Origin of the sequence: Microcystis viridis FACHB-1342, assembly GCF_014698335.1 — a bacterium.
Taxonomy (GTDB): domain Bacteria; phylum Cyanobacteriota; class Cyanobacteriia; order Cyanobacteriales; family Microcystaceae; genus Microcystis; species Microcystis ichthyoblabe_A.
Window position 1 is genome coordinate 1 of record NZ_JACJSV010000102.1, and the last position, 10861, is coordinate 10861.

10 protein-coding genes are annotated in these 10861 nt (G+C 48.5%); 3 read left to right on the forward strand and 7 right to left on the reverse strand.

All coding sequences use genetic code 11. The features are described from left to right. Positions 1–423: 423 nt before the first annotated feature. From H6G40_RS21570 to bicA, 4 genes are all read right to left on the reverse strand, one after another. Positions 424–1839 (reverse strand): cation:proton antiporter, encoded by a 1416-nt coding sequence (locus tag H6G40_RS21570; RefSeq protein ID WP_002751607.1) that lies wholly within the window; start codon positions 1837–1839, stop codon positions 424–426. 126 nt (positions 1840–1965) lie between these two features. Continuing rightward, entirely contained in the window at positions 1966–2304 is a 339-nt protein-coding gene (locus H6G40_RS21575; protein ID WP_002778928.1) for a P-II family nitrogen regulator, read from the reverse strand. Between the two features lie 84 nt (positions 2305–2388). Next, positions 2389–3510 (reverse strand): sodium-dependent bicarbonate transport family permease, encoded by a 1122-nt coding sequence (locus H6G40_RS21580; protein WP_130756222.1) that lies wholly within the window; start codon positions 3508–3510, stop codon positions 2389–2391. Positions 3511–3632: 122 nt separating this feature from the next. Beyond that, positions 3633–5333 (reverse strand): bicarbonate transporter BicA, encoded by a 1701-nt coding sequence (gene bicA, locus H6G40_RS21585; protein ID WP_002751601.1) that lies wholly within the window; start codon positions 5331–5333, stop codon positions 3633–3635. A gap of 302 nt (positions 5334–5635) precedes the next feature. Between bicA and H6G40_RS21590 the strand changes: the two genes are divergently transcribed. After that, the gene (locus tag H6G40_RS21590; protein WP_002751599.1) at positions 5636–6568 is read left to right on the forward strand and encodes a LysR family transcriptional regulator; all 933 of its coding nucleotides are present in this window, start codon (positions 5636–5638) and stop codon (positions 6566–6568) included. A gap of 117 nt (positions 6569–6685) precedes the next feature. Here H6G40_RS21590 and H6G40_RS21595 read toward each other — a convergent pair whose 3' ends face one another. The 3 genes from H6G40_RS21595 to trxA form a co-directional block, all read right to left on the reverse strand. Next, complete coding sequence (locus H6G40_RS21595) at positions 6686–7303, reverse strand: CP12 domain-containing protein (protein ID WP_002737762.1); 618 nt, start codon at positions 7301–7303, stop codon at positions 6686–6688. A 53-nt stretch (positions 7304–7356) separates the two neighbouring features. Then, complete coding sequence (locus H6G40_RS21600) at positions 7357–7683, reverse strand: hypothetical protein (protein WP_002751596.1); 327 nt, start codon at positions 7681–7683, stop codon at positions 7357–7359. Between the two features lie 80 nt (positions 7684–7763). Next, positions 7764–8087, reverse strand: coding sequence for a thioredoxin (gene trxA, locus H6G40_RS21605; protein ID WP_002778933.1), 324 nt, complete (start codon positions 8085–8087; stop codon positions 7764–7766). Between the two features lie 274 nt (positions 8088–8361). On the opposite strand from trxA, the gene H6G40_RS21610 reads away from it, so the two are divergent. Further along, positions 8362–8802 carry a recombinase family protein gene (locus H6G40_RS21610; protein WP_002751593.1) on the forward strand — a complete coding sequence of 147 codons (441 nt, stop codon included), beginning with the start codon at positions 8362–8364 and terminating at the stop codon, positions 8800–8802. 238 nt (positions 8803–9040) lie between these two features. Then, positions 9041–10213, forward strand: coding sequence for a CBS domain-containing protein (locus tag H6G40_RS21615; protein WP_190538231.1), 1173 nt, complete (start codon positions 9041–9043; stop codon positions 10211–10213). Positions 10214–10861: the final 648 nt, after the last annotated feature.

The window sequence follows — 10861 nt, forward strand, 5'->3', positions numbered from 1 at the left end:
AACTTTTTCTATATACATGGCTATCATTCTAGCAAATAGAGAGAATTCTTGTCCATTAAGAAATGTTACAAATTACATGGGTACATTAAGAAAAGTTAAGGAGCGTATCCATTGATGGATAAGGGTTTTCGGCTATTATAGTATATATGTATGGGGAAAGTTCAGTTATACCATTTCTCTAAATGAAAACTACACATCGAATTTAAATCCCCCTTTAAGTTCCCCTTTTTAAGGGGGATTTAGGGGGATTAAACTTCTGTAGTCAGACTTTGGAGAATTGGTATTAAATGTCTGCTCGAACATAGGAAAAAGATTAGATACTCTCAAATCTTACCTCGATCGCTCCCTTATCCTGAGCATAGATTTGTAAAAAGGCTGAAAATGCTTCAGCCTCGTCTAAAAAATCAGATTTTACCCGCAAAATTAAGGAATAGGATTAGCTGGCCCCTTGCTTTCCAGGGTTTCGGCAACAGTTTCCGTCTTACCAAAAGCGACTCTGAGGAAGGGAGGAGCGAGGAAAGTAGTCAGGATTACCATAATAATAATCGACACTTCCAAAGGCTTATCCAAAATTCCGCTGGCCGAGCCAATCCCGGCAAAAACTAGACCCACCTCACCCCGGGGAATCATACCCACACCGATGGCGAGGCGATTGATTCCGGATATGCCAAAAACTGCCCAGCCTGTCACCAGTTTACCGATAATCGCCACAACCATCAAAAAGACAGCGATCAAAAGTCCAGCCCGATTCTCCGGTACCGTTGGGTTTAAAACACCGAGGTCGGCACGCGCTCCCACCGTCACAAAGAAAATCGGTACAAGCAAATCGGCGATCGGTTTAATTAACTCATCCAACTCGTTGCGGGTATCAGTTTCATCAAGCACCAAACCCGCAGCAAAGGCCCCTAAAATCGCTTCAAGATGAATAGCATTGCCTAAAAATGCCATAAAGAAAGCGAAGACAAATGCGGGAATAACAATATTTCCCCGAGTTTTCAGCCGCTCCACGATCGCCACAAAACTTTTGTTAAAAATACCTCCCAACAAAATTGATCCGATCAAAAAGGCCGTAGCGCTGACAATCAGATAAATAACATTGGTCACATCAATCTCACCGGTTTTGGCTAAACTAGCGACCACAGCCAGAACAATAATACCAAGGACATCATCGATCACCGCTGCACCGACAATAATTTGCCCTTCTTTGGATTTGAGTTGACCTAACTCGGACAACACCTTCGAGGTAATACCGATACTGGTTGCTGTCAAGGCAGCCCCTGCAAAAATCGCCGGGATAGCCGCCACATGAAAGACGAGCATTAACCCGGCCGTACCTGCCGCAAAAGGTGCCGCAACCCCCACACAGGCCACAACCGTGGCTTGAATTCCCACTTCCTTGAGTTGTCGCAGGTCGGATTCTAGGCCAATTTCAAACAGCAGAATAATCACACCGATTTCAGCTAGAACCGAAATCACTTCACTTTGGGACTCAAAGATCCGGTCCACGGCAGCCGGGGCCAATTGATTCAATCCTTGCAGTACCGTCATAATCAGCGAGTCAGAGGCCGATAGTCCCCCTTCGGGAAAGATGAGCAGATGCAAGGCCGAAACGCCGACGATCACACCAGCGACCAGTTCTCCCAGTACGGGCGGAAAATCCAATCGTCGGGCGGCCTCTGCGCCGAGCTTGCTGGCCAGATAAATCACCACCAGTGTCAGCAATACGCCAGAGAGAATAATCGGTGAATCCTCGGCCACAACGGTGGCAAGCAAGGGGAGCGGAGTCATGGGGGCTGCTATCTCCCCGATCGAAGGAGGCAGAATATAGGACAAAATCATCAGTTTAAAGGGATGAGGGTTAAAGATTTCAGGTGGTCATAAAACTGGGGGATAGGAAAAGGGGCCACCGCTCCAGGACAGTCAGGCTGCAGATGGGGTTGCCCAGATCAAGACAAGCTTAGTTGTCTAGATTTCACAGCCCTCTGGTCCACAGAAACTCTGTCCGTACAGAACCTCCGCATCACAGATATAGATCATGCCCGCAAAATTGAGGAAAAACTGATCGGCAACCTGCTTGGCAATATTCTGGGCCATAATTCGATCGGGGGTGAGTACCTCGAACTTGACATTAGTGTCGGTTTCGGAAACGTGGGGTTGTCCCGAAGAGCGCACGTTGCGGCTGCCCTTACCGCCAGTATCCATCACCGTGTAACCGGTCGCCCCGCATTCTTCGATGATCTTGGCGACTTTTTTCAGCAAAATCTTTTCTGTGACGATGACGAGCTTTTTGGCTGGTTTAGCCATGTTGATTATCTCCTTAAGTATGTACATTTATTTGCTTGGTCTGTCCGATCGAGGGATCACCGACCTACCACAATCCTTCTGGGATTAGCCGCCGCTTAGGGCCTGGGCGAGGCCAAGGAAGAAGGGTATGCACAAGCCAATCGCTACGGGCGTACCGATGGCCGTGGACGCGCCTATATAGGCAGAGGGATTAGCCGAGGGGATACCAGCCCGCAACGTGGGCGGCCCGGAGATGTCGGAACTAGAGGAAGCGATGACGGCCAGCATGACCACACCGCCCCAACTGAACCCGGTGGCGTAGTGGGCAACCATGCCGAGACCGAAGGCGATTAGACCATGTATAAACGGTGCTAGGACGCTATAGACGACATACCACTGGGCCACCTTACGCAGTTCACCCACCCTTGACCAAGCCTCCATCCCCATGACCAGCATCAAGATCGAAAGCAAGCCACGAAAGAGGGGATCGTAGAAGCTTTTATAGACAGTTTCCGGCTGGGTGAATATGCCCAAAGCCAGACCTAATAACATGGCCGATAGGGCCGGTCCGCGAAGGCTTTCTTCAATGATCGGCCAGATCTTGACCCGATTATCCGCCGGCTGCTGCAGGCTGAGATATTCCTGCCGACTGCTGGGATAATCCTGCTGATCGGAATAATCCCCGGCCGCCACCGGCTGCTTGCTAAAAGACTCGTGGTCGTGGGCTGCTTCTTTCTGCTTCTTCTTGTTAAGATAAATGTTAGCCACCACGATCGCCGTTACCAGCGCCGGGATATCCATAAAAGGATAGAGTGCGCCAGCCCAGGCCTCGTAGGGGATCTTTTGTTCTTCGAGTACCGTCAGACCGGCGGCCATAGTCGAGCCACTCACGGCTCCAAATAATCCCCCAGTAGCGATCGCATCCACCACTTTCACCTTGGGCAGATTGGCTAAGGTATAGCGCGCGACGAAGACCACAATAATCCCTACTATGACGGCAAAGATCATTGGTAATACCATTTCCGTCAGGTTGGAATTGCGGATGGCAATCCCGCCGGTCAGACCGATTTTGGTCAGCAGCATGAAGACGATGATCGTACAAATCGACTCTGGAATGACCAATTCACTCCCGAGAGCAGCAATGATCATCCCACCAATCAAAAAGGCCAGTGTTGGGGACTGCAACTGCTGGATAAAGTCCATGACAAACAATGAGAAAAAATCCACGAATACCTCCTTAAGCCTCCCCTGATGAGGAGTATTAATACAAATGAACTTTCAAGAGTTAAAGAAAATAAGGGTCAGGTGCTTCACCCCAACAGCAGGCGTACTTCCCAAAGCGGTTAAATTTATGTCGGGTAAACCCCTTGATTAACCTCAAAATCCTCTGGTTCTTGGTGAGGATGGGTCTTGACAAAAGTTACCGCTTGTTGTAGGGCGATGGTTCTGTCCATTAGCACATGATCGGGGGGGATTTGGGCTAAAATGCCGAGACGTTCCAAACGATGCTGGATTTTGCTGGTGGCACCAACGATGAAGACTTGTAAACCTTTATCGATCGCATCTTTAATCGCATTTTCGATCGCTAAAGAAGCTGTCACCCCTAACAAAGGCACATCACTCAAGTCCAAGATTAAAACATCCGCTTCCTTCATGGCTGTGTGTTCTCTGGCGATCGCTTTCGAGACTCCAAAGATCATCGGACCACTGAGATAAAATAGGATGATGCGACCGTTAGCTTGGTTGAGTAACCGTTTTTCTTCTGGACTTAGGAGAATCTCGTCATCGTTATCGGTGATCGTTTTCACTTCCTGCGCTTGCAGTTCACTGAGGCGATCAATGGTGAGAATATTAGCAATAAAGACCCCCACACCCACAGCAACGATCAGATCGACGAATACTGTTAATAACAGTACACCGTACATGATTAGCGTCCCTTTTAGAGAAATCTTGTGGGAGCGTTTCAGGAAACTCCAGTCGAGAATATCGATCCCCACTTTTAGGGCAATCCCCGCTAATACCGCCATGGGGATACTCTTAGTTAAACCGGCGGCCCAGAGAACGACGACTAATAAAATTAAAGCGCGAGTAATGCCAGAAAGGGCAGTGGTCGCACCGGTTTGAATATTGACGACAGTTCCCATCGTGGCCCCGGCACCGGGTAAACCGCCACAGATTCCTGATACTAAGTTACCAATACCTTGACCAATCAATTCTTTATTCGATTTGTGTTCGGTACGGGTCAAACTATCGGCAATTACCGCCGTTAATAGGGTATCAATACAACCCAACATCCCTAAAACTGCCCCATCCACCAACATTGTGATCATTTGGGCAGCACTAAAGGTGGGCATTTGCAGGGTGGGTAAACCCACGGGAATATCCCCAATCCGGCGAATTTCAACACCTTGGAAGAAAAACAGCGAAATCAGAGTTCCTATCACCAAAGCTAATAACTGAGGGGGGACAAAACGCTTGAATTTCGAGGGCATCAGGAAGATGATCGCCAAGGTGATCGCCCCCAGAATGGCTTCAGGGGGATTGATATTAGAGAGTAGTTCTGGGATTTTCTGCACTGTGCCTAAAACCCCTCCTTTGGGGGCGGCTTGCCCTAAAAAGGGCGGAATTTGCAGAATAATCAGGATTACCCCGATCCCAGACATAAAGCCGGAAATAACGCTATAGGGCATCAGGGTAATGTATTTACCCATTTTGAAGATACCGAACAGAATCTGGAAAATGCCCGCTAACATGACCACCGTAAAGGCCATGGGTAGGCCTAATTCGGGATTTTTGGCGGTTAAACTGGCCACGATCGCCGTCATTACTACCGTCATCGGCCCCGTTGGTTCCGAAATTAACGTGGGTGTGCCACCAAAAAGGGCAGCAAAAAAACCCACACAGACAGCACCGTACAAACCAGCGATCGCTCCAGCCCCAGAAGCTACACCGAAAGCGAGAGCTAGAGGGAGAGAAACGATGGCAGCTGTTAGACCACCGAATATATCGCCCCGCAAATTGTCAAAGTGAATACGATTGGTTATTTCCATGAGAATCCAACTGAGCAAAGGGTTTTTTGCCACAACAAAGCCGGCGGTTGAGAGACCAGCCTTGATAGACAAAAGTTTATGGTTTTTAAAGATCGATTGTTATAAATCTATACTAGAACGGATATCTTGACAAGCAAATTTTATAAATTGAGTTTAAATCGATATATCTTTACAAAAGTATTGATTTAAACCTATGATGTAAGCGGGGTGGGGAGGTTTTCACTCGTTCCCCTCCATTCCTGCTTCTGTTTAGCAAAGCTCCTCAAGGCAGTAACAGAAGTGTAGCTCTCTAGAGGCCTCTCTTGATTCACGCCACTTTACATCAACTGATTGTCTTTGAAGCGACCGCTCGTCATGGCAGTTTCACCAGGGCTGCTGAAGAACTATCGATCACCCAACCCACCGTTTCCACCCAGATGAAACAACTGACTAAATCAGTGGGTTTACCCTTATTTGAACAGATAGGCAAACGTTTGTATTTAACCGAGGCCGGACGCAGTTTATTAGTAACCTGTCAAGCAGTCCTCAAGGATCTTGATAACTTTGAGATGGCGATCGCTGATATCAAGGGCATTAAACAGGGTAAACTGCGATTAGCGGCGGTATCCACAGCCCAATATTTAATCCCTCAGATCCTAGGTCCTTTTTGTCAACAGTACGAAGGGGTAGATGTGTCCCTAGAATTGACCAATCACCAAGACCTAGAAGCAAGGATGATCAATAATGTTGATGACCTATATATTTTAAGCGAACCCCCCCAAGAGCTAAACCTCGATATTCAACCGTTTCTGGAAAATCCCCTCGTGGTTATTGCGCGCAAAGATCACCCCCTAGCGGGACAGAAAAAAATTCCGATTAAACGGCTGCAAGGGGAACCTTTTATTATGCGGGAAATGGGATCGGGAATTAGACGGGCAGTACAGCAAATTTTTCTCGACCATGGCATCACTGTATCTCTGCGTTTGGAAATCGGCAATAATGAAGCCATTAAACAAGCGATCGCTGGTGGTTTAGGAATCTCGGTTCTGTCTCAGCACGTCTTAAATTTAGATCCTCCCAATGGGGAATTTACCATCCTTGACGTGGAAGACTTTCCCATCCAACGCCATTGGTATGTGGTTTATCCCAAGGATAAAAAACTATCCGTGATCGCCAAGACTTTTCTTGATTATCTCCTCTCAGGGGAATTAGGGGTGTATGTACCCACAGACCCCCGATCAAGTCGAATTCGGTAAGCGCAAGCGATCGATCCATATCGCATCCGAAAAGGTGGAGATCAAGAACTCGATCGCCTGGGGAAACCGATCGGCAAGATCCTCAAGGCGATCGATTCTCCCAAAACCCGCCAGGATTTAATCCTCATAAATGCGGCACTCTAAGGCATTGGGATTGGCTTCGCAGTAGGACTGAAGTGAGTTAGTCCCCTGTTTTTTGACCCGTTGATGGGAGGCTTCGGCTTGGAGTTCCTCAACCACATCCCAGGCTGCGGCGCAATCGGGAGAGATTTCACCCTTGGCCGCACAAATTGCCCGTGCGTCTTCCCGGGCTGCTTCAATTTCATCTTCAATGAACAACCGCTTGGGCTTTTCAACAAAATCGCTCTTGAAGAGAATATCACTGACAGAAATAATACCCAGCAAAGTTTTGCCCTGAATCACTGGTGCGCGGCGAATGCGGGTTTGAGCAAATAACCGGGCCACATATTCCACACCCAGTTCGGGATTGACAACCACACAGGGCTTGGCCATAATTTCATAGACCCGCATAGTTTTAGGATCGTGGCCAAAGGCCGCCACTTTGTAAACGATGTCGGTTTCGGTGACAATTCCATAGGGGTCCTGTTCATGGCGCGGTTCGACAATCAAACCCCGCAGTTTTTTTTCTTTCATCAATTTCACGGCATCGGCAACCGTTGCCGAACCACGAATGGTGACAACGTTTTGGGTCATAATTTCTTGAGCTTGCAGCATAGGAGTTGGATGGTGTTGTTAAATTAAAGAACTGGTATAAATGCAAAAGTTGACTAGGGTTGTCCCGATAGCAATTTCCTAGACTCTTGTGGGCTGAGTGCCACTTTGAACACAGATGACAAAGACCAATGGGCGATCGCTGGTTGGGGCTGGGGCGGCATGGCCGCAGCTGTGTTCCCCTGAATGCCCGGAGCATAGGCCTCCAGCACAGCACCGTTTTGCCAACACATGGCGATGAAATAATCACACACTGGGCATTCCGTCTGAGCAACTTGCCGGGCCGGACACTTATATCCTGCGGGCAGGCGATCGCTCAAGAGCCGTTGAGCTACGCTGCCACAGTTGGGACACCGGATTTCTATAAGCTTGTTCATCGCCATACCTCAAAATTGAATAGTGGTGTGAGAAGGAAAGGGTCAACTTCGGACGTTTGCCCAGAGTGTTTGTTCACGGTGGAAGACTATAATTGTCGTTCTACGGCTGCCGTAAATTCTTCATAGGGTTTAACCCCAACTAATGTTTCTATCAATTTCCCCTGTTTAAACACCATGACAGCAGGAATACTTTTAATTCCAAAGCGTTTGGCCACGGGTTTGTTACTGTCTAGGTCAAGTTTGAAGACTTTAGCGCGATCGCGATAGTCATCGGCCAATCGATCGATCAACGGAGCCACCAGTTTGCAAGGTCCACACCAGGTTGCCGTGCAATCTACCACCAACAGGGATTCACTCTTTAAGAGGGAATCAAATTCAGTTTCATCTTGAATAAATGTAGCCGTACCCATGTTTATATCTCCAGATTGATGCTGTGTAACTTAGTACAAATTCTCTGCTCGCTGCGTTTTACAAGATAAATTCAGCTTTGAACCGCTCCTCATCTAAAAATGCTTGGCCTTTGACCCTTTAACTTTGTCCGCCTCCCGGGGGTATCGTCTATAGTTTGGTTGTCCCAGACATCGATGGTGACATCTAGTCCCTGCTCATGCGCGGGTTTTAATTTGTAAGTCGTCATCGGCTGCTCCCAATCAAAACAAATTTGCGACGTTAAGTTGCGATAATATGGTTTTGCAAGTTATTGCATTTAGATACCCTATGACAGCGACCCCTTCCAACGATTTATCTGCCTGGGAGCGGCTAGAACAAGGCAGACAGGCAAAAGCAAGCAACGGTGGTTATGCGGGCTACGGCTCCCCTGCCTTTGGACAACGATCGATCGATGGGGAATTAGTGGATGATCCGGAAGAGTGCCGGGTCATTGAACTGATTCGCCGTCATCACAAATCAGGGAAATCCTTGCAGAAGATCGCCGATTGGCTTAATGAACAGGGCTACACCACCAAACGCGGTCAACCATGGCAGCGTATTTCCGTAAAGCGAGTGCTGGATCGACTTTATGGAAAGGTGTCCAGAATTTCCGGAGTAACCCTTCAGGCCGACCAGAACCCGGAAGTACTCACCCCAGCGTCTGGTGATACCGCTCCTGAAACCATTAGAGGCTGAATAACCCCTAAATAAAAAGTTTCAGGCTTTAACCTGTTACATCCCTCTATGATACACCGAAGTGGGTCTAAAATCTTTACGAGTTTAATAAAAATTGTAACAAAACGTTACATCTTTTAGGAAAAAGTTAAATGACGCTACACTTTGAGATAGTTTTAGAACGGGTTTTGGCAACTCTGAGAGTCTGGGTTCTTTGCCCAGTGGCTGTTCTGTCTATCTTGGCCTTTGCGATTGCAGGATGGTGCTGATGTCCTTTGATACACCTCTGAGTTGGGCCCCCGATCTGGAAAAAGCGATCAATCGCCAACCCTTGACGGTGCCGCCAACCACTTCCCTGGCAGATGCGATCGCCATGATTGGTCAGGCCCATAGTCGTCTGTGTTTGCTCACCGATGACCTATCTCCTCTAGCTCCTCCGGCCGGAGAAGCGCGTGTTAGCTGTCTGCTGGTGGTGCAAGGGCAAGAGTTATTAGGAATTTTGACAGAACGGGATGTGGTGCGACTCACCGCCCAAGGAATTAACCTGACCGAGACAACCGTTGCCGATGTGATGGTGCATCCCCTGATCACGTTGCCCCAGCAATCTGCTCAAGACATTTTTGCTGCCCTGTTTTTGTTTCGGCGCTACCGCATTCGCCATTTGCCGATTGTCGATGACCAAGGACACTTAATCGGGGTGATCTCCCATGAAAGTATTCGCCAGATATTGCGTCCGGCCAATCTGTTGCGGTTTCGTCGCGTATCCGATGTGATGACCAGTCAAGTGGTACAGGCCCCACTCACCGCCACAGTCTTGCAATTGGCCCAGTTAATGGCGGAACATCGTGTCAGTTGTGTGGTGATCACCCAGAGAAATTCCGAAGACAATGACTGCCCGGTGGGTATTGTGACAGAGCGAGATCTTGTCCAGTTTCAAGCAGTTCAAATCGATCTGCACAAAACTAGGGCCCAGACGGTGATGAGTACGCCGTTATTTCTCCTCAACCCCGAGGATTCCCTGTGGACGGCCCATCAGGAAATGCAAAAACGGCGGGTGGGGCGTTTGGTGGTTTCTTGGAACTGGGGTCGGGGGTTGGGCATTGTCACACAAACCAGTCTGTTAAGGGTTTTTGACCCGATGGAAATGTATGGGGTGATTGAAAATTTACAACAAACCATTCAACAGCTAGAGTCCGAGCGATCGCCCTCCCTTCCTTCTCCACCGGCGGACTTATTACCCCAACGGACCCGCACCCCATCAGAAAAAGAGAGCGCTGGCGATCGCGAATTATTACTAGCCTTGTTAGACAATGCCTACAAAGACGTAAAGTATATGTTGGCTAACTTAGATATTGTCGTCGAGCAGCGGCGATCTTTGCTTCAATCTGTTCTAGATAAGCTTGAGTACCTCGGCCGTGAAATTAGCTCTTAGTAAGCTGTTCGGATCTCTTAGGTTTGGTGGGTAAAATGTATTCTAAGATACATTCCTCCTAGCGAGGGAGTGGAAGGAACCACAAAGACACAAAGGACACAAAGATTGATCGATCATAGAGTAAGTTAAACTTATCACACAGAACCTAGAAGCTCCTTGGATTGAGTGATAAAACCGAAAGTAACGCCCAATTTTAGGAGAAAGTTTCCCATGAAAAATTCCAAATTAGTAGATTTACAAAAATGAGATGCACCCAATCAAAGGCACATCTATCTTATACTTTAATAAGTACCTAAGTAGGTAGGTGTTAAAAGTTTTCATATCCTCCCGCCTATCGGCGCCCCCCTTATCAAGGGGGGATTAAGGGGGGATCTGCGCCCCCCTTATCAAGGGGGGATTAAGGGGGGATCTGCGCCCCCCTTATCAAGGGGGGATCAAGGGGGGATCTGCGCCCCCCTTATCAAGGGGGGATCAAGGGGGGATCTGCGCCCCCCTTATCAAGGGGGGATTAAGGGGGGATCTGCGCCCCCCTTATCAAGGGGGGATTAAGGGGGGATCTGCGCCCCCCTTATCAAGGGGGGATCAAGGGGGGATCTGCGCCCCCCTTATCAAGGGGGGATCAAGGGGGGATCTGCGCCCCCCTTATCA

Coding starts and splice junctions, on each gene's coding strand:
- trxA (WP_002778933.1), bottom strand. CDS start 8,087: ATGGGTACGGCTACATTTATTCAAGATGAAACTGAATTTGATTCCCTC.
- H6G40_RS21610 (WP_002751593.1), top strand. CDS start 8,362: ATGGTTTTGCAAGTTATTGCATTTAGATACCCTATGACAGCGACCCCT.
- H6G40_RS21595 (WP_002737762.1), bottom strand. CDS start 7,303: ATGCTGCAAGCTCAAGAAATTATGACCCAAAACGTTGTCACCATTCGT.
- H6G40_RS21615 (WP_190538231.1), top strand. CDS start 9,041: ATGGTGCTGATGTCCTTTGATACACCTCTGAGTTGGGCCCCCGATCTG.
- bicA (WP_002751601.1), bottom strand. CDS start 5,333: ATGGAAATAACCAATCGTATTCACTTTGACAATTTGCGGGGCGATATA.
- H6G40_RS21575 (WP_002778928.1), bottom strand. CDS start 2,304: ATGGCTAAACCAGCCAAAAAGCTCGTCATCGTCACAGAAAAGATTTTG.
- H6G40_RS21570 (WP_002751607.1), bottom strand. CDS start 1,839: ATGATTTTGTCCTATATTCTGCCTCCTTCGATCGGGGAGATAGCAGCC.
- H6G40_RS21600 (WP_002751596.1), bottom strand. CDS start 7,683: ATGGCGATGAACAAGCTTATAGAAATCCGGTGTCCCAACTGTGGCAGC.